Consider the following 18370-nt stretch of genomic DNA (forward strand, 5'->3'; position numbering starts at 1 on the left):
TCGCGCTCACCGTGGTCCCGGCGTCGGCCGGGACGGCACTCGCCCTGCCGGAACCGTCCGGCCCGTCGCCGTCGGCGTCACCGAGTTGCACCTGGTCGACCAGGCCCGCGACCGCGAGCTGATGGCGACGGTGCGTTACCCCGCCGTCCACGACCGCGGCCCGCGGGCGCCGTTCCTGACGCCCGGCGCCGCCGCCGTGATCGCCGAAGCCGACGCCGCCCGGATCCGCATGGACCCGGCCCGGCTGGACTACCGCTTCGCCACCAACGCGCGTTCCGGCGCGCCCGTCGCCGCGGGGCACCTGCCCGTCGTGCTCTTCACACCGGGCGCCGAGCAGCCGCGCGCGCTGGCGACCACGCAGCTGGAGGAGCTCGCGAGCCGGGGCTACGTCACCGTCGCGTTCGACCATCCCGGCGAGACGTCCGTGGTGGAGTTGCCGGACGGCCGCCTGGTGCACGGCTCGCTGCCGCCGCAGAGCGTCGAGGTCGGCCGCCGGATGATCGCCAGCCGCGTCGCGGACGCCCGGTTCGTCCTCGACCAGCTCGAAGTCCTAGAGCGGGGCGGCAACCCGGACGTCGGGCGGCGTGCGCTGCCCGCCCGGCCGAGCCGCTCGCTCGACCTGACCCGCGTCGGCATGTTCGGGCATTCGGCAGGCGGGTTCAGCACGGCCGAGACGATGCTGGCCGACCCGCGGATCGACGCGGGCGCCAACCTGGACGGCAGCATGGCCTACTCGCAGCGCGACCAGATCTTCGGGCAGGCCGTCGAGCAGGGTCTGGACCGGCCGTTCCTGCTGATGAGCGCCGGTGACCACAGCGCCGCCACGGACGGGTCCTGGCAGGAGTTCCTGGACAACCAGCGCGGCCCGATCGAGCAGCGGCACCTGGACGGCGGCGAGCACTTCAGCTACACCGACTACCAGTTCCTGCTGCCCCGGCTGGGCGTCGATCCGGCGATCACCGCGCCCTGGATCGGCGACGTCGACGCCGCCCACAGCCTGGACTTCCAGCGGACGAGCCTCGTCGAGTTCTTCGGCCGGCGGCTCTACCGCTGCCAGCGGTAGGTCTTCAGGTTGACCTTCTGACCGTCCGCCAGCACACCTTCGGCCCGGAGCAACTCCAGCTGCCGGTGCACCAGGTGCGGCGCGGGCGTGCCGTTGGCGCGCAGGATCCGGTGCCACGGCAGGTCCGCCCCGTCCTCGGACAGGATCCGGCCGATCATGCGTGGTGACGGGGCGCCGGCGATCGCCGCGATGTCGCCGTAGGTGGCGACCTTGCCCGGCGGCACGGTCGCGACCACCTCGCGCACCCGCTCGTGCAGCTCCTCGTCCACGTGACCAAACTACCGTCAAGGTGTGCCGGTCACAGGTTCTGTCGGACGGTCGTGATTCCATGCGAGACGTGAGCGGAGAGGGCACCCGGTCCCGGGCGGGCGCGCGGCTGGTTCGGCTGCCCGTCCCCGAGCCGCGCCCGGAACGCTGGGACGAGGACGCGCGGGCGGTGCTGGCGGCGCCCCGCGGGTTCGTCCGGGTCCTCGGTGGACCGGGCACCGGCAAGACCACCCTGATCACGAGCGCGGCGGCGGCCCGCATCTCCGGCGGCGCCGATCCGGAGAGCCTGCTGGTGCTCACCGCGTCCCGCCGGGCCGCCAACGCCCTGCGCGCCGAGATCACCCGCCGCGTCACCGCGGGTGACGACGTGCCCCGCACGATCCGCGAGCCGATTGTGCGCACCGTCCACTCGTACGCGTTCTCCCTGCTGCGCCTGCAGGCCGGGCTGCAGGACGTGCCGGCGCCGCGGCTGCTGTCCAGCCCGGAGCAGGACGTGGTGGTCCGCGAACTGCTGGCCGGCGACCTCGCTGCGGGCGCGCCGGACTGGCCCGAGCAGCTGCGGCCGGCCCTGGCCGTGCCCGGGTTCGCCGAGGAGCTGCGCGACCTGCTGCTGCGCGCCGCCGAGCGCGGCCTCGGCCCGGAGGACCTGGTCAAGCTGGGGCGGCGCAAGGACCGTCCGGAGTGGGTCGCGGCCGGGGTGTTCTGGCGGCAGTACGAGGAGGTCACCGTCCTGCAGGGCGCGGGTGGCAACGCCCTCGGCGCGCCCGGTTCGCCCGCGCTGGACGCCGCCGAGCTGGTCGCGAGCGCGCTCGTCGAGCTGGAGGGCGACCCCGACCTGCTGGCGCGCGAGCAGGCGCGGATCCGGCACGTGTTCGTCGACGACGCTCAGCACCTGGACCACCTGCAGTTCCGCCTGCTGCGGCTGCTCGGCACGGCGGCCGAGGACTTCGTCGTGACCGGCGACCCGGACCAGGCGATCTTCTCCTTCCGCGGCGCCGACCCGGGCCTGCTCACGCGGGCCGACGCCGACGGCGGCCGCACCGTGACCCTGACCAGGACCCATCGGCTGAGCCTGGCCGTGCACGAGGCGGTGACGAAGCTCGGCGCGACCCTGCCGGGCGCGCAGCGGCACCGCGCGATCGAGGTCGACCCGGAGTCCGAAGAGGGCGAGGTCAAGGTCCGGCTGCTGCCGACCCCGTCCGCCGAGGCGAGCTGGGTCGCCGACCAGTTGCGCCGCGCGCACCTCATCGACGGCGTCCCGTGGTCGGAGATGGCCGTGCTGGTGCGCTCGCCGGGCCGGTCGTTCCCCGTGCTGCAGCGGGCGTTGCGCGCCGCGGGCGTGCCGATCGCGTCGGCCGCCGACGAGCTGCCGCTGGCCCGCCAGCCCGCGGTTCGTCCGCTGCTCGCGGTGCTGCGGGTGGCGAGCGATCCCGGGCTGCTGGACGTCGACACCGCCGAGATGCTGCTGGCGTCCCCGCTCGGCGGCGCCGATCCGCTGGCGCTGCGCCGGATGCGGCGCGGTCTGCGGCGGCTGGAGCTGGCAGGCGGCGGTGAGCGGTCGAGCGACGAGCTGCTCGTGGAAGTGTTGCGGGACAACGACAAGCTCGGCGGACTGGCCGAGGCCGAGGCGGCGCCGATCCGCCGGGTCGGCGGGCTGATCGCGGTCGCCCGCGAGGCGATCGCCCGTGGCGCCGGGGTCGAGCAGGTCCTGTGGGACGTGTGGCGGGAGAGCGGCCTGCAGAAGCGGTGGGTGCGGCTGTCCGGGCGCGGCGGGACGCTGGGCGCGCAGGCTGACCGCGACCTGGACGCGGTGGTGGCGCTGTTCCACGCCGCGGGCAACTACGTCGACCGGTTGCCGAAGGCGAGCGTGGCGGCGTTCGCGGACTACCTGTCGTCGCAGAACATCGCGGGCGACAGCCTCGCTCCGGTGGCGATGCGCGGCGAGGGCGTGTCGATGCTGACCGCGCACGGCGCGGCCGGTCGCGAGTGGACGGTCGTCGCGGTGGCGAACGTGCAGGAGGGCAGCTGGCCGGACCTGCGGCTGCGCGGGTCGCTGCTCGGCGTCGAGCGGCTGGTGGACCTGCTGTCCGGGCTGGAGGAGGAGACGGTGTCCGCGACGGCGCCGATCCTCGCCGAGGAGCGGCGGCTGTTCTACCTGGCGCTCGGCCGGGCGAAGCGGACGCTGCTGGTGAGCGCGGTGATCGGGGAGGACGAGCAGCCGTCGCGGTTCGTCGACGACCTGGAGGCCAACAGCGCGGACGAGTCCGGGCTGGACTCGCGGGTCAAGCCGCCCGGCCGGTCGCTGGTGCTGGCCGAGCTGGTCGGCGACCTGCGGCGCGCGGTGTGCGACCCGGAGGTGCCGCCGGACCGGCGGGCGCGGGCGGCGCGGCAGCTGGCGCGGCTGGCCCGGGCCGGGGTGCCCGGCGCGCACCCGGATTCCTGGTACGGCCTGGTCGAGACGTCGACGGACGCGCCGCTGTACGGCGAGGGCGACGTGATCCGGATTTCTCCGTCCACTGTGGACACGTTGAAGAAGTGCCCGTTGCGCTGGCTGATCGAACGGCACGGTGGGGCCGACCCGGCCCAGCTGGCGGCGATCACCGGGACGCTGGTGCACGAGCTGGCGCAGGCCGCCGCGGACGGCATGGACGACGAGGGACTGCGCCGCGCGCTGGACGACGCGTGGGCGAAGGTCGACGCCGGCGCGCCGTGGTTCTCGCGGCGGGAGCGCAACCGGGTCGAGCAGATGGTGCGCAACTTCCTGACCTGGCTGCACAATTCGCGGCACGAGCTGCGGCAGATGGGGATCGAGCAGGACATCGAGGTGGAGCTGCCGGTCGGGGGTGACGGCCTGCTGGTCAAGCTGCGCGGCCGGGTGGACCGCCTGGAGCACGACGCCGAGGGCCGGCCGGTGATCGTCGACCTGAAGACCGGGAAGAACGCGGTGAGCGCCGCGGACGCGGAGCTGAACCCGCAGCTGGCGGCGTACCAGCTGTCGGTGCTGCTGGGCGCGTTCGGCGGCGGGAAGCGACCGGGCGGCGCGAAGCTGGTGTACCTGGCGAAGGCGCACAACAAGACCGGCGCGACGGTGCGGGAGCAGCCCCCACTCGACGACGAGAGCGGCCGCGAGTGGCTGGAGCTGGTGCGAAAGGTGGCGGCCTCCGCGACGGGCCCCTCGTACGACGCGACGGAAAACCCGGACTGCGACCGCTGCCCGGCGAAGGGATCGTGCCCGCTGCGCCCGGAGGGCAGGCAGGTGACAGGCCCATGAGGATCTTTTCCAACTCCCGCCAGCCTGGGAGCCGCCTCATGACCGAACCCGCCGCCCGGGCCGACCCCGTCAACCGAGCCGAACCCGCACTCCAATGACCGAAATCGCCTCCCCGGCCGAGGTCGCCCACGCGCTCGGCCTCCACCCGCCCACCCCCGAGCAGGCGGCGGTCATCGCGGCGCCCATCGAGCCCGCGCTCGTCGTCGCGGGGGCCGGAGCCGGCAAGACCGAGACCATGGCCGCGCGAGTCGTCTGGCTCGTCGCCAATGGGTTCGTCACCCCGGAGCGCGTCCTGGGCCTCACGTTCACCCGCAAGGCCGCCCGCCAGCTCGCCGACCGTGTCCGCGCCCGCCTGCGCCGCCTCGCCGGCTCGGGCCTCCTCGACCGCCTCGACCCGGGCGGCGCGCGCCGGGCCGCGGTCGTCGCCGGGGAACCGACCGTCCTCACCTACCACGCCTACGCCGGCCGCCTCCTCGCCGAGCATGGCCTCCGCCTGCCCGTCCAGCCCGGCGTCCGGCTGCTGTCCGAAACCAGCTCCTGGCAGCTCGCCCACCGCGTGGTCTCCACCTGGGACGAGGACCTGGACACCGACCGCGTCCCGGCCTCGGTCACCGCGCAACTACTCGCCCTCACCGGCGAACTCGGCGAACACCTGGTCACCGAAGAACAACTCGCCGAGTACACCCGCTGGCTCTGCGACCTCATCGAACGAGCCCCGCGCGCCAAGGGGCAGCGCGCCGCCATGCCGAAGTCGCTCACCGACATCGTCGCCGCGCAGAAGTTCCGCCTCTCGCTCATCCCGCTGATCGAGGAGTACCAGCGCCGCAAACGGGCCGAGGGCGCGCTCGACTTCGCCGACCAGATGTCACTGGCCGCGACGCTCGCCGACAACCACCCGGCGGTCGCCGAGGGCGAACGCGCCCGCTACGGCGCCGTCCTCCTCGACGAGTACCAGGACACCGGTCACGCGCAGCGAATCCTGCTGCGCGCCCTGTTCGGCGGCGTCGAGAACGAACCACTGCCGGTCACCGCGGTCGGCGACCCCGCGCAGGCCATCTACGGCTGGCGCGGTGCCAGCGCGGCCAACCTGCCCCGCTTCACCACCGACTTCCCGCGCCCCGGCCGGCAACCCGCCCGTGAGTACGGCCTGCTCACCAGCTTCCGCAACCCGGCCGAAGTCCTCGTCCTCGCCAACGGCATCGCCGAACCGCTGCGGCAGCGCGGCCTCGGCGTGGAACGGCTCCGCGCCCGCGACGGCGCGCCGCCCGCCGACATCGAAGTCGCTCTGCTGCCGGACATCCGGACCGAACGCGAGTGGGTCGCCGACGCCCTGGCGCAGAGGTGGTTCGCCCACCAGGCCGAGCACGGCGCCCCGCCCACCGCCGCCGTCCTCGTCCGCCGCCGCGCCGACATGGCCCCGATCGCGGCCGAGCTGCGGGCCCGTGGCCTCCCGGTTGAGGTCGTCGGTCTCGGCGGGCTCCTCGACGAACCCGAGGTGGCCGACCTCGTCGCCACCCTGCGCGTCCTCGCCGACCCGCTGGCTGGCACCGCCGCCGCCCGCCTGCTCACCGGCGCCCGCTGGCGGCTCGCGGCCGCCGACCTGGCCGCGTTGTGGCGCCGCGCCAATGAGATCTCCGCACCCCCGCCCACCGAAGAGTCCAAGGTGGACGACCTGTTCGCCGAACGCGCCGAGCAGACCGGCCTGATCGACGCGCTGGACGATCCGGGCGACCCCAAGCGCTACTCCCCGGAGGGCTACCGCCGGATCCGGGAACTGGGACACGAACTCGCCGCGCTGCGCCGTCGGCTGGACCAGTCGCTGCCCGAGCTGGTCGCCGACGTGGAACGGACCATGCTGCTGGACGTCGAAGCGCAGGCCCGCCCCGGCAGCGCCCGCCGCGCGCACCTGGACGCGTTCGCCGACGTGGTCACCGACTTCGCGGAGACCTCGCCCACCGCCACCCTGATGTCCTTCGTGGACTACCTCGCCACCGCCGCGCACGCCGAGGACGGCCTCACTCCGGGCGAGGTCGAGGTGGTGCCGGACCGGGTGCAGGTGCTGACCGTCCACTCCGCGAAGGGCCTGGAGTGGGAGGTCGTCGCCGTGCCGCACCTGGCGCGCGAGGTCTTCCCGAACAAGCGCCGGTCCTCGTCGTGGCTGCGCACGGTCACGTCGCTGCCCGCCGCGCTGCGCGGTGACTCCGAGGACCTGCCGAAGCTGCGCGTGTCCGACGGGATGGATCGCAAGGAGGTCATCGAGGCCTTCGAGATCCACGAGCAGGACTTCGCCGAGCGCGAGGCGGAGGAGGAACGCCGCCTCTGCTACGTCGCGCTGACCCGCTCCGAGCGCGCGCTCATCGTCTCCGGGCACTGGTGGAACGAAACCAGCGCCCGTCCCAAGGGGCCGTCGGACTTCCTGGTCGAGGTCGGCGAACTGGCGAAGGAGGGCGTCGGCAAGGTCGCCGTCTGGGCCGATGAGCCGCCTGCCGACGAGGAGAACCCGCTGGTCAGCCAGGCCCGGTCGGCGCAGTGGCCGTCCGACCCGCTGACCGGCCGCCGCGACGCCGTGCACGAGGGCGCCGACCTGGTGCGCACCGCGCTGGCCGAGGGCGAGGTCGAGGAAACAGACGAGGACGACCCGGACGGCTGGATCGCCGACACCGACGTGCTGCTCGCCGAGTTCGCCAAGCGCAGCGGCACGGCCGAGCAGGTCGCCCTGCCGGACCACCTGTCGGTGAGCCAGCTCGTCGAGCTCGCCGCGGACCCGGCCGGGCTGGCCCGCCGCCTGCGCCGCCCGTTGCCGGTGCCGCCCAACACGTTCGCCCGCCGCGGCACCGCGTTCCACGGCTGGCTGGAGCGCCGCTTCGCCGGCGACCGCCTGTTCGACCTCGACGAACTGCCCGGAGCCGCCGACCCCGACGAGGCCGGCGACGACGAACTCGAAGCGCTGCAGGAGGCCTTCGACCGCAGCGCATGGGCCGCGCGCACCCCGCACGAGGTGGAGGTGCCGTTCTCCACCGAGGTCGACGGCGTGACCGTGCGCGGGCGCATGGACGCCGTGTTCGCCGACCCGGACGGCGGCTGGACCGTCGTGGACTGGAAGACCGGCGCGGTGCCCGAGGAGGGCCGGATGGCTTCGCTCGCCGTGCAGCTGGCGGCGTACCGTCTGGCTTGGGCGTCGCTGTCCGGAACGCCGTTGGAGAAGGTGCGCGCCGCCTTCCACTACGTGCGCGAAGACCACACGCTGCGCCCGGTGGACCTGCTCGACGCCGACGGTCTGCGCGACCTCCTGCGCAGTGTGCCGCAGCCCTAGCGAGGCCTGACATGATCGCTTACGATCCGCGGGTGCGTGTCGCGGACGAACCGGACCACTCGCTCGTCGGCGTCGTCCGGATGCCGGAGCCGGCCCTCAGCCCGATCCGGTCCATCGGCAGACGGATCCTCGGTGCACTGCTGGCGCTTGTCGCCGCGGTGTTCATCGTCTACCTGGGGCGGGACGGCTACCGGGACGTCAACGAGGACGGCCTGTCGCTGCTCGACGCGTTCTACTACGCCACGGTGTCGCTGTCGACCACTGGCTACGGTGACATCACCCCGGTCACCAACTCGGCGCGGCTGATCAACGTGCTGGTGATCACGCCGCTGCGGGTGCTGTTCCTCATCGTCCTGGTCGGCACGACGCTCGAGGTGCTGACCGAGCGGTCGCGGCAGGCGTTCCGGATCCAGAAGTGGAGGACCAAGGTGCGGGACCACGTGGTGGTCGTCGGGTTCGGGACCAAGGGCCGGGCCGCGGTCAAGACCCTGCTCGGGGATGAGGCGATCGAGCCCAACAAGATCGTCGTGGTGGACACCGACCAGCAGGCGCTGGACGCGGCTGCCGCGCTCGGCCTGGTCACCGTGCACGGGTCGGCCACCCGGTCGGACGTGCTGCGGGTGGCGGCCGTGCAGCGGGCGCGCGCCGTCGTCGTCGCCGCGGACCGGGACGACTCGGCGGTGCTGGCCACCCTCACCGCGCGGGAGCTGGCCCCCAAGGCGCACATCGTGGTCTCGGTGCGCGAGGCGGAGAACGTCCACCTGCTCAAGCAGTCCGGCGCCAACCAGGTTGTGGTGTCCAGCGAGACCGCGGGACGGCTGCTCGGCATGGCGACGTCCACGCCGGTCGTGGTGGACATGTTCGAGGACCTGCTGACGCCCGAGTCGGGGCTGGCGATCGCCGAGCGCCCCGCGGAGAAGTCCGAGGAGGGCGGCTCGCCGCGGCACCTGCCGGACATCGTGCTCGGCGTGGTGCGCGACGGGCAGCTGTACCGCGTGGACGCGGCCGCCGTGGACGCCATCGAACCCGGCGACCGGTTGCTCTACGTGAAGAAAGTGACCCCGGCCGACCGGGTTGAGTGATAGATCTCGGCAGCCCGTCGGCGGCTGTGCTTCACCCGGAGCTTCTGGAAGCATGGGGATCGTGCTGCGCTGGAACACCCTCGCCGTCGCCGTGCTGGTCGGCATCGCCATCGTGACCGCCGTGTGGTGGGCGGGGCCGGGGATGCTGGGCACCGCGGCCGCCGCGCAGGGCACGGTCGCGCAGGCCACGGTCACCAAGGGCGCCGAGTGCTCGGAGCCGAACGCGCAGGAGACGGTGGAGATCACGGTCGGCGGCCAGACCCGCGCCGGGGTGCTGGACGCGTGCGGGCACGACCAGAACGACCGCGTCGACGTCACCGTGCCGGCCTCGGTGGGGGACGGGGACATCGAGGTGCACCTGGCCGACGTCGTCACCGGCCACGACGACCTGCGCCGCCCGATCGGGCTGGCGCTGCTGGCGCTCAGCTGCCTCAGCGGGGGCACGTACGCGTTCCTGGTCCACCGAGGCCCACGCCAGGCGGAGGCGGCGAAGGTCGCCTGAGGGCGCGGTTCGAGGGGTTCGTGCGCGTTAAGGCGCCGCCCACCAGCGCGTCAGCTCACCTCGGACGCCGGTGCCGCGAACGTGTTGCACTTCGCGATCCGGTTGAACTGCGCGCCCGTCCGCCACCACTGCGCGTAGTGCGCGTTGGTGCCGTGGTCGGCGCTGCCGGAGGTGTTGTCGCCGCGGGTGTCCTGGTCCCGCCAGGCCTTGGCGTACATGTCGCGCGTCACCGAGCCGCCCCGGTCGACCACAGCGCCCAGGAACATCCCGGAGAAGCACTGCGCCTGCAGTTCCTTGCGCCGCGACAGCTCCAGCCCGGCCGGGGTGTTCTGCCCGACCGCGTAGATCTGCTGCCACACCGCGTCCATGATCCCGGCGACCTCCTGCACGTGGTGGCCGTACTCGTGCGCGAACAGCGCCAGGTAAACGCCCGGGTTGTCGCCGTACTGGTCGGTCTGCAGCCCGCGGAACGGCACGTACAGGTTGTCGTCGCAGTAGTAGGCCGCCGTCGCCACGCTCACCGCGATCGTGCCGCACGCCGTGGTGAAGTGGGTGCCGGTCGGGAAGTGCAGGTTCGGCGGGGTGAACGGCAGGTTGTAGCGCTCCAGGAACTGGCCCCACGCCTCGTTGAGGCACTGGTCGGCGGCGGTGAAGAAGGCCTCGGCGGAGGCCTGGTCGCTGTGCCACTCGGGCAGCTCGCAGGCGAAGTTCTGCAGGCCGTCGTCCGGGTTGCGCAGGATCGGGTGGTTCGCCAGCTCCAGGATCTTCTCGCCGTCCACCGAGCTGGTCGCCGCGCCCGCCGCGTTGCCGCCGCTCACCGCGGTGGTCGTCGGCGTGGCCACGGTCGGCGATGACGGGTCCGTCCTGTTGCCGACCGCGATGAACACCACCAGCCCGGCCAGCAGCACCACGACCGCGCTCAGCACGAACGCGGTGACCGGCCGTGAGGAACGACGCTGTGCCCGGTGCCGCGGCGCGGAGGAGGGCGGCGGCAACGGTTCCCGTGGGCGCTGCGGCGGAGGCGTCATCGGGCGCCAGCATAGTCAGCGCCCGCGCTGTGCGAGTGAGATCACGACTCGGCGGCGGCCGCGTGCCACCCGTGGCCGGTGCCGGACCGCTCTGCGAGAGTGGGCGGCGAAGCGACCCGCAGCGAGTTGGAGTACACCCGATGAGCGACACCGGAGGCTGGACCGGCCCCGATCCGAAGGACCGGCCGGACGACTCGACGCCTCCCGCCGGCAACCAGATGCCGCCCGCGCCGCCCCCGCCCGACGCGCCCTACCAGCAGCAGGGCTGGGGTCCGCGGCCCGGTTACGGCAAGCCCGGCGTGATCCCGCTGCGCCCGCTGACGGTCGGCGAGATCCTCGACGGCGCCATCACGACCATGCGCCGCCACCCGGCGCTGGTGTTCGGGTCGTCTGCGGTCGTCGCGGTGATCGGCGCGGTGCTGCAGCTGCTGGCCAGCCGCTACCTGCTGCCGGACGTCCAGACGCTGCAGAACCTCGGCCCGGCCGCCACCGACCAGCAGATCCAGGACGCGGCGCTGGACGTGCTCGGCGACACGGCGCTGATCACCGGTGTCGCAGTGATCATCACCGTGCTCACCCAGACCTTCCTGTCCGGGTTCCTGACCGTGGTGATCGGCAAGGCGGTGCTGGGCAAGCCGGTGACCTTCGCGGAGGCGATGGCCGAGGCGAAGCCCCGGTTCCTGCCGCTGCTCGGCGCCACGATCGTCTACGTCCTGCTGGTCGCGGCCGGTTCAGTGCTGTGCCTGATCCCGGGCATCTGGCTCTACACGCTGTTCGGCCTCACCACGCCCGCACTGGTGCTGGAGCGCGCGAAGGTCGGGCAGGCGCTGTCCCGGTCCCGGCAGCTGGTGTCCGGCTCGTGGTGGCGGTGCTTCGGCATCTTGCTGCTGGCCGGCGTGATCGCGACCGTGCTGCAGTACCTCGTGGACATCCCGTTCAGCCTGAGCGCCGGCGGCACCGACGTGCTGACCGGTGAGGCCGTCCCGGCCGGGTGGGGCGCCCTGCTGCTCGTCGCGGTGGGACAGGTGATCGCGCAGACGATCGTGCAGCCGTTCGTCGCGAACACCACCGCCCTGCTCTACATCGACCAGCGCATGCGCAAGGAGGGCATGGACCTCCAGCTGGCGCGGGCGGCGGGCACCGCTTGATCCCGGGCCTGCTCGCCGGCGTCCCGGTCGTCGTCGACGCCGACGACGCGCGCCGCGCCGCCGAGGCCGAGCTGTCCGACCCCGCCTACGCCCTGGCGCAGCCGAGCTGGTTCGACCGCGCGATCGGCTGGCTCGCCGAACGCATCGCCGACCTGTTCAACGGCGCGGCGGGCCTGGTGCCCGGCGGCGGCTTCGGCGTGCTCGTGCTGATCGCGGTGCTGGTGCTGGTGATCGTGGTGGTGCGGCTGCGGGTCGGGCCGCTCGCGCGGTCCGCGCGCAGGCCCGCCGCGGTCTTCGCGGACCGTTCGCGGACCGCGCAGGACTACCGCGACGCGGCCGAGCGGGCGTTCGCGGCCGGCGAGCTGGACGTGGCGGTCCGCGACCGCTTCCGCGCCGTGGTCCGGACGCTGGAGGAGCGCGGCGTGCTGGACGAACGCGCCGGTCGCACGGCCGACGAGGCGGCTCGCGAGGCCGGTGGCCCGCTGCCGTCCGCCCGCGACGCGTTGCGGCAGGGCGCGGAGCTGTTCGACGCCGTGCACTACGGCGGCCGCCCGGCCACCGCCGAGGGCTACCAGCACTTGGCCGAGCTCGACGAGCTGGTCCGGCGGACCCGTCCCGAGGTGCCTGCGTGACCAGTGTGTCTCCCGACTCCCGCCGGATCTGGCGGGCGGCTCGTGCGCCCCTGGTGATCGCGGTGATCGTGCTCATCGGCGCGGTGGTCGTGCTGCTGACCTCGGCAGGCGAGCAGCGCGGGTCGCTCGACCCGGAGTCGGCCGCCCCCGGCGGCTCGCGCGCGCTGGCGCGGCTGCTCGAACGGGAGGGGGTGCGGATCGTCCCGGCGCGGACCTACGCCGAAGCCGAAGCGGCGCTGCAGGGCGACGCCACCCTGCTCGTGACCGGTCCCGGACTCGTCGAACCGAGCCGGCTCACCGCGCTGCGATCGCGCGCCACGGACGCGGTGCTGGTCGGCCCCGACGATCCGGTGCTCGACATCCTCGCGCCCGGCGTGGTCGTCAGCGGTGAGGTCGATCCCGCCGCGCGGGAGCCGGGGTGCACGGTGGCCGGCGCGGTCGCCGCGGGCAACGCGGTGCTGGGCGGCTTCACCTACGAGGCGCACGGCCGCGCGCGTGGCTGCTACGACGGCACGCTGCTGCAGCTGCCCGGCGACCACGGCACCACGACCATCCTGGGCGGCGGCGCGCCGATGACCAACGACCGGCTCGACGAGGCCGGCGACGCGGCGCTGACCATGCGCCTGCTCGGCCGCCACGCGACGCTGGTCTGGTACGTGCCGACGCCGGGGGACACCGGCGCCGGGAACGCGGCGCGGTCGTTCACCGACCTCATCCCGCGCCCGTGGCTGTTCGGCGCGGTCCAGCTCGGCGTGGCCGCGGTGCTGTTCGCGCTGTCGCGGGCCCGGCGGCTCGGGCCGGTCGTATCGGAACGGCTGCCGGTCGTCGTCCGCGCCGCCGAAACCACCGAGGGCCGCGCCCGGCTCTACCGCCGCGCCGGGGCGGCCGGACACGCCGCGGCTACGCTGCGGCAGGCGGCGATCGACCGCGTGCGGCCGCTGCTCGGCCTCGGTGCGGGCGCGGAACCGGCGGCCGTCGTCGCCGCGGTCGCGGCCCGCACGGGACGGCCCGCCGCGGCCGTCGGGGAGCTTCTGTACGGTCCGGCGCCGGCGGACGACGCCGGTCTGGTCCGCCTCGCCGACGAGCTGGACCGCATCGAGAGGGAGATCAGTTGACCAGCACGGACACCACTTCGGACGCCCGGAACGCGTTGGTCGCGTTGCGCGCCGAGGTCGGGAAGGCGGTGGTCGGCAACGACGCCGCGGTCACCGGGCTCATGATCGCGCTGCTGTGCCGTGGGCACGTGCTCGTCGAGGGCGTGCCGGGGGTCGCGAAGACGCTGCTGGTCCGGGCCCTGGCCACGGCGCTGGACCTGGACACCACGCGCATCCAGTTCACGCCCGACCTGATGCCCGGCGACGTCACCGGCTCGATCGTCTACGACTCGCGCTCGGCCGAGTTCTCCTTCCGCGAGGGGCCGGTGTTCACGAACTTGCTGCTCGCCGACGAGATCAACCGCACCCCGCCGAAGACCCAGTCCGCGCTGCTGGAGGCGATGGAGGAGCGGCAGGTGTCGGTCGACGGGCGGCCGCGCCCGCTGCCGGACCCGTTCACCGTCGTCGCGACGCAGAACCCGGTCGAGTACGAGGGCACCTACCCGCTGCCGGAAGCGCAGCTGGACCGGTTCCTGCTCAAGCTCACCGTGCCGCTGCCGACGCGCGAGGACGAGATCGGCGTGCTGGCCCGGCACGCGCAGGGGTTCGACCCGCGTGACCTGTCCGCCGCCGGGGTGCGGCCGGTCGCCGGGGCGGCGCAGCTCGCCGTCGCGCGCGCCGCGGTGGCCGGGGTGACGGTCGGGCAGGAGGTGCTCGGCTACATCGTCGACCTGTGCCGGGCGACGCGCGCGATGCCCTCGGTACGGATCGGGGTGTCCCCGCGTGGCGCCACGGCGCTGCTCGCCGCGACGCGGGCGTGGGCCTGGCTGTCCGGCCGCGGGTTCGCGACACCGGACGACGTGAAGGCGCTGGCGCGGCCCGCGTTGCGGCACCGGCTGGACCTGCGGCCGGAGGCCGAGCTGGAGGGCGCGACCGCGGACGGCGTGATCGAGCGCGTGCTGGCCACCGTCCCCGTCCCGCGCTGACATGGCGATCACCGGCCGGGCCGGCCTGCTGGCGCTCGTGGGCATCGTCGTGGTGGCGCTCGGGGTGCCGTCGTGGACCGGTGTGCTCGCGGTGCTCGGCGGGCTCGCGGTGCTGGTGGCCGTGGACCTGCTGCTCGCGGCGTCCGTGCGCGGGCTGGTGTTCGCGCGGTCCGGTGCGACGTCGGCGCGGCTCGGGGAGCCGGTCGAGGTGACGTTGTCGGTGACCAACCCCGGTTCCCGTCCGCTGCGCGGCTTGCTGCGGGACGCGTGGCCGCCGAGCGCGGGTGTGGAGCAGGACCGGTTCCGGGTCGCGGTGCCGCCGGGGGAGCGGCGGTCGGTCGTGGTGCGGATGACGCCCGTGCGGCGCGGCGACCGGTCCTCGGCGCGGGTGACCGTGCGTGCGCTGGGGCCGCTCGGGCTGGCCGGGCGGCAGGGTTCGCACCGGGTGCCGGGCAGTGTCCGGGTGCTGCCGCCGTTCCGCAGCCGCAGGCACCTGCCGGCGCGGCTGGCGCGGCTGCAGCAGCTCGACGGGCGGCAGGCGGCGCTGGTGCGCGGCGAGGGGACGGAGTTCGACTCGCTGCGGGAGTACGTGACCGGCGACGACGTGCGGTCGATCGACTGGCGCGCGTCGGCCCGGGCGGCGGACGTCATGGTGCGGACGTGGCGTCCCGAACGGGACCGGCGGCTGCTGCTGGTGCTGGACACCGGGCGGACGTCGGCGGGCCGGGTCGGGGACGCACCACGACTGGATGCGGCGATGGACGCCGCGTTGCTGCTGGCGGTGCTGGCTTCGCGGGCAGGGGACCGGGTGGACTTTCTCGCCTACGACCGGCAGGTGCGGGCTGACGTGCGCGGGCTCGCGGCCGGGGAGTTGCTGCCGGGCCTGGTGAACGCGATGGCGCCGCTCGAGGCGAGCCTCGTGGAGACCGACTCGCGCGGCATGGTGGCCGAGGTGCTGCGCCGCGTCCGGCGGCGGTCGCTGGTGGTGCTGCTGACCGGGCTGGACGCCGCGCCGCTGGAGGAGGGCCTGTTGCCGGTGCTGCCGTCCGTGGTGGGGCGGCACCAGTTGCTGGTGGCCGGCGTGGCGGACCCCGGGGTCGCGGCGATGGCCCGCGCCCGCGGTGACGCGGAAGCGGTCTACGAGGCGGCGGCCGCCGAACGGACTCTCGCGGAGCGCCGCCACGTGACCGGTTTGCTGGCGCAGCGCGGGGTCGAGGTAGTCGACGCGGTGCCGGACGAGCTGGCGCCGGCGCTGGCGGACCGGTACCTGGCGTTGAAGGCCGCCGGCCGGTTGTGACCGCACACCTGCCGCGGGTGCCGCACCCACTGACCTGGCGCTCGCGGTCGCTGACCTCGCGCCCGCGACCGCCGGGCTCGCGCCCGCCGATGATGTGCGACGTCAGTCGGTGGCGATCACCATGAACAGGCGCGTGCTGAGGCGCTGCATGAGTTCCTCCGGCACCTCGCCGAGTTGCCGTGTCAGGGACTCCTTCGGCACGTGGTCCAGCCACGTGTACCGCACCCAGCCGCCCGCGCCGGTGGCCACGCTGAGCGGCACGGCGTGCTCGATGACCTCCATCGTCACCACGTGCTCGTCGTCGATGTCGTTCAGCATGTTGCCCGAGAAGACCAGCACCCGCCGCGAGCCGCCGGACACCGCCCAGATCTGTCCCCTACGCGGCCGAAGAGCCACGGGCACGCCAGTCGTCCGCGGCGGCGCGCACCTGCTCGGGGTGCTCGGCGTTCCACCGCGCCTGCTGCTCGCACAGCTGCCGGTACGCCTCGCGCTCCACGGCAGCCCGGACCCACTCGCCCACGGACTGCCCCGCCGCCTCGGCGAGGGCCGTCACCTGCGCGTACGTGTCATCGGAAAGCTCCAGCCGCATACCCATCACCATAGAGCCGGCCACCGACGATCCCGGGCAGCGGCGTGTCAGCCCGCCTCGGGCAGCAGGTCACCGCGGTGCCGGGCGTCCACGTCCCCGGTGACCCCGGCCCGCACGGCCCGCCGCCCCAGCACGAACACGTACACCAGGAACAGCACCTCGGCCGCCACGCCGATCGCGATCCGCGCCCCCGTCGGCAGCCCGGACGGCGTCACGAACGCCTCGATCACGCCCGACACCAGCAGCACGCACGCCAGCCCCAGCGCCATCCCCGCCGCGGCCCGGCCCTCCTGCGCGAGCGCCGCCGCGCGGGATCGCCGCCCCGGGTTGACGACCGTCCACCCCAGACGGAGACCGGTGCCCGCAGCGACGAACACCGCGGTCAGCTCCAGCAACCCGTGCGGGGTGATCAGGCCGAAGAAGACGTCCAGCCGCCCGGCCGCCGCCATGAACCCGGCCGACAGACCGACGTTGAGCACGTTCTGCCACAACGCGACCAGCACCGGGATCCCCAGCAACACCCCGAAGAACAGGCAGGTCGCCGCGACCCACGCGTTGTTCGTCCACACCTGCGCGGCGAACGAGGCGGCCGGGTTGCTGGAGTAGTAGGTCTCGAACTGCCCGCCCGGCTCGGTGAGCGCCCGGACGTCCTCCGGCGCGGCGATGCTCGCCTGCACCTGCGGGTCGCCCGCGATCCACGCCCCGATCAGCCCGCCCACCAGAACCGACACCAACGCGGCGGGCAGCCACCACCGGACCGTCGTGTAGACCGCGGCCGGGAAGCGCTGCGCGAAGAACAGCCCGACCTCGCGCCAGGCCGGGTTGTGCGACCCGGTGACCGCCGAGCGGGCGCGCGTGACCAGCGACGACAGCCAGGACAGCAGCGCCGGGTCCGGCGCCGACGACCGCACCACCGACAGGTGCGTCGCGGCCCGCTGGTACAGGGTGACCAGTTCGTCGGCCTCGGGACCGGTCAGTTTGCGGGTGGCCAGCAGCTGGTCCAGCCGGGCCCATTCGGCGCGGTGGGCCGCGACGAACAGGTCCACGTCCATGTCGGCAGATTACAGTGGGGCGGTGACAGGCGAACCCGATCTGGTGACCGGCGAGGCCGTGGTGCTGGAGCTGCCGATAGCGCAGGTCGCCAGCCGGGCGGCGGCGTTCGCGATCGACGTCGCGCTCCAGGCGGGGGCGCTTCTGCTCTTCATGCTGGCGCTCACCGTCTCCGGGGTGACCGACGAGGCGTTGCTGGCCGCGCTGGCTCTCGGTTTCTTCGTGCTGGTGCGGGTCGGGTACTCGGTGCTGTTCGAGACGCTCGGCCGGGGGATCACGCTCGGCAAGATGGCGATGGGGCTGCGCGTTGTGCGCGACGACGGCGGCCCGGTCCGGTTCCGGCAGACCCTGACGCGGGCGCTGGCCGGCGCGATCGTCGACTTCGGACCGGTGCTGGCGTGGAGCGCGGTCGCGTTGTTCGTGTCGCTGTTCTCGCCGCGGTCCAAGCGGGTCGGCGACTACCTGGCCGGCACGGTGGTGATCAGGGAGCGTGCGCCGCGGACGGTCGCGCCGCACATCACGATGCCGCCGGCGCTGGCGGGCTGGGCGGCGCAGCTCGACCTGACCGGGCTGAGCGACGAGCTGGCGCTCATGGCGCGGCAGTACCTGGCGCGGTACGCCGAGCTGAGCGACCGGGCGCGGGAACCGTTGGGACACCAGCTGGTGCAGGACGTCGCCGCCCGGATCGGCGCGCCCCCGCCGTGGGGTGTGCCGCCGTGGGCGTACCTGCAGGCGGTCCTCGCCGAGCGGCGGCGCCGGGCCGGGGGGTACGTGGGAACGCCCGGCTGGGCGCCGGTGGTCCCCGTGGCGGTGCCGCAGGTGGGGGCGTCGCCGGTGGTGGCACCCCCGCCGCAGGTGGGGGCGCAGCGAGTGGTGGCGCCCTCGGCGGGGGCGCCGCAGGCGCCGGTCGCCGCTGTGCCGGTGGCGTCGCCGACAGCGGAGCCGGGGGAGCCGACTCCGCCGCGGGGGTTCGTGCCGCCGAGCTGATCACCGGCTAGATCACCGGCTAGATCAGCGGCAGCCCCGCTGCCCCAGACGTCGGGCGTTC

Annotated in this window: 16 protein-coding genes; 11 read left to right on the plus strand and 5 right to left on the minus strand. The window is 74.2% G+C overall.

The annotated features are described in order from the left end of the window. The first annotated feature begins 85 nt into the window (after positions 1-85). Positions 86-1063, plus strand: coding sequence for an alpha/beta hydrolase family protein (locus AMETH_RS05120; protein ID WP_017986980.1), 978 nt, complete (start codon positions 86-88; stop codon positions 1061-1063). Here AMETH_RS05120 and AMETH_RS05125 read toward each other — a convergent pair. Next, a complete protein-coding gene (locus AMETH_RS05125) occupies positions 1045-1332 on the minus strand; it encodes an MGMT family protein (protein ID WP_017986981.1) in 288 nt (95 codons plus the stop codon). The two genes, AMETH_RS05120 and AMETH_RS05125, sit on opposite strands and share 19 nt — an antisense overlap. Positions 1333-1391: 59 nt before the next feature. Here AMETH_RS05125 and AMETH_RS05130 point away from each other — a divergent pair, with 59 nt between their 5' ends. The 4 genes from AMETH_RS05130 (at position 1392) to AMETH_RS05145 (ending at position 9498) form a co-directional block, all read left to right on the plus strand. Continuing rightward, positions 1392-4601, plus strand: coding sequence for an ATP-dependent helicase (locus AMETH_RS05130; protein ID WP_051079493.1), 3210 nt, complete (start codon positions 1392-1394; stop codon positions 4599-4601). A 94-nt stretch (positions 4602-4695) separates the two neighbouring features. Then, the gene (locus tag AMETH_RS05135; RefSeq protein WP_017986983.1) at positions 4696-7914 is read left to right on the plus strand and encodes an ATP-dependent helicase; all 3219 of its coding nucleotides are present in this window, start codon (positions 4696-4698) and stop codon (positions 7912-7914) included. Positions 7915-7925: 11 nt separating this feature from the next. After that, positions 7926-8996, plus strand: coding sequence for a potassium channel family protein (locus AMETH_RS05140; RefSeq protein ID WP_017986984.1), 1071 nt, complete (start codon positions 7926-7928; stop codon positions 8994-8996). A gap of 52 nt (positions 8997-9048) precedes the next feature. Beyond that, positions 9049-9498: a hypothetical protein gene (locus AMETH_RS05145; RefSeq protein WP_017986985.1), complete on the plus strand. Its 450-nt coding sequence runs from the start codon at positions 9049-9051 to the stop codon at positions 9496-9498. A gap of 50 nt (positions 9499-9548) precedes the next feature. Here the strand turns inward: AMETH_RS05145 and AMETH_RS05150 are convergent, their stop codons facing one another. Then, a complete protein-coding gene (locus tag AMETH_RS05150) occupies positions 9549-10424 on the minus strand; it encodes a neutral zinc metallopeptidase (RefSeq protein WP_017986986.1) in 876 nt (291 codons plus the stop codon). A 242-nt stretch (positions 10425-10666) separates the two neighbouring features. On the opposite strand from AMETH_RS05150, the gene AMETH_RS05155 reads away from it, so the two are divergent. From AMETH_RS05155 to AMETH_RS05175, 5 genes are read left to right on the plus strand one after another with little or no spacing between them, the layout of a single operon-like run. Beyond that, positions 10667-11674, plus strand: coding sequence for a glycerophosphoryl diester phosphodiesterase membrane domain-containing protein (locus AMETH_RS05155; RefSeq protein WP_017986987.1), 1008 nt, complete (start codon positions 10667-10669; stop codon positions 11672-11674). Then, a complete protein-coding gene (locus AMETH_RS05160; protein ID WP_017986988.1) occupies positions 11671-12306 on the plus strand; it encodes a DUF4129 domain-containing protein in 636 nt (211 codons plus the stop codon). The genes AMETH_RS05155 and AMETH_RS05160 overlap by 4 nt, the downstream gene beginning before the upstream one ends. Continuing rightward, a complete protein-coding gene (locus AMETH_RS05165) occupies positions 12303-13421 on the plus strand; it encodes a DUF4350 domain-containing protein (protein WP_026153826.1) in 1119 nt (372 codons plus the stop codon). The genes AMETH_RS05160 and AMETH_RS05165 overlap by 4 nt, the downstream gene beginning before the upstream one ends. Beyond that, positions 13418-14386, plus strand: coding sequence for an AAA family ATPase (locus AMETH_RS05170; protein ID WP_017986990.1), 969 nt, complete (start codon positions 13418-13420; stop codon positions 14384-14386). Before AMETH_RS05165 ends, AMETH_RS05170 begins: the two co-directional genes overlap by 4 nt. Before the next feature lies 1 nt (position 14387). After that, positions 14388-15683 carry a DUF58 domain-containing protein gene (locus AMETH_RS05175; RefSeq protein ID WP_017986991.1) on the plus strand — a complete coding sequence of 432 codons (1296 nt, stop codon included), beginning with the start codon at positions 14388-14390 and terminating at the stop codon, positions 15681-15683. Between the two features lie 102 nt (positions 15684-15785). Here the strand turns inward: AMETH_RS05175 and AMETH_RS05180 are convergent, their stop codons facing one another. From AMETH_RS05180 to AMETH_RS05190, 3 genes are read right to left on the minus strand one after another with little or no spacing between them, the layout of a single operon-like run. After that, a complete protein-coding gene (locus AMETH_RS05180) occupies positions 15786-16043 on the minus strand; it encodes a hypothetical protein (RefSeq protein ID WP_017986992.1) in 258 nt (85 codons plus the stop codon). Positions 16044-16059: 16 nt separating this feature from the next. Further along, positions 16060-16272: a ribbon-helix-helix protein, CopG family gene (locus AMETH_RS05185; RefSeq protein WP_157360654.1), complete on the minus strand. Its 213-nt coding sequence runs from the start codon at positions 16270-16272 to the stop codon at positions 16060-16062. 47 nt (positions 16273-16319) lie between these two features. Next, positions 16320-17324 (minus strand): stage II sporulation protein M, encoded by a 1005-nt coding sequence (locus AMETH_RS05190; protein WP_017986994.1) that lies wholly within the window; start codon positions 17322-17324, stop codon positions 16320-16322. 22 nt (positions 17325-17346) lie between these two features. Between AMETH_RS05190 and AMETH_RS05195 the strand changes: the two genes are divergently transcribed. Beyond that, on the plus strand, positions 17347-18309 hold the full coding sequence (locus tag AMETH_RS05195) for an RDD family protein (protein ID WP_223843061.1): 963 nt from the start codon (positions 17347-17349) through the stop codon (positions 18307-18309). The last annotated feature ends 61 nt before the right edge of the window (positions 18310-18370 follow it).

This window comes from Amycolatopsis methanolica 239 (assembly GCF_000739085.1).
Taxonomy (GTDB): Bacteria; Actinomycetota; Actinomycetes; order Mycobacteriales; family Pseudonocardiaceae; genus Amycolatopsis_E; species Amycolatopsis_E methanolica.

Excerpts from the sequence above, each read along its gene's own strand:
- AMETH_RS05145 (WP_017986985.1), top strand. The coding sequence starts at position 9,049 with ATGGGGATCGTGCTGCGCTGGAACACCCTCGCCGTCGCCGTGCTGGTC.
- AMETH_RS05185 (WP_157360654.1), bottom strand. The coding sequence starts at position 16,272 with ATGCGGCTGGAGCTTTCCGATGACACGTACGCGCAGGTGACGGCCCTC.
- AMETH_RS05190 (WP_017986994.1), bottom strand. The coding sequence starts at position 17,324 with ATGGACGTGGACCTGTTCGTCGCGGCCCACCGCGCCGAATGGGCCCGG.
- AMETH_RS05155 (WP_017986987.1), top strand. The coding sequence starts at position 10,667 with ATGAGCGACACCGGAGGCTGGACCGGCCCCGATCCGAAGGACCGGCCG.
- AMETH_RS05135 (WP_017986983.1), top strand. The coding sequence starts at position 4,696 with ATGACCGAAATCGCCTCCCCGGCCGAGGTCGCCCACGCGCTCGGCCTC.
- AMETH_RS05140 (WP_017986984.1), top strand. The coding sequence starts at position 7,926 with ATGATCGCTTACGATCCGCGGGTGCGTGTCGCGGACGAACCGGACCAC.
- AMETH_RS05130 (WP_051079493.1), top strand. The coding sequence starts at position 1,392 with ATGCGAGACGTGAGCGGAGAGGGCACCCGGTCCCGGGCGGGCGCGCGG.
- AMETH_RS05175 (WP_017986991.1), top strand. The coding sequence starts at position 14,388 with ATGGCGATCACCGGCCGGGCCGGCCTGCTGGCGCTCGTGGGCATCGTC.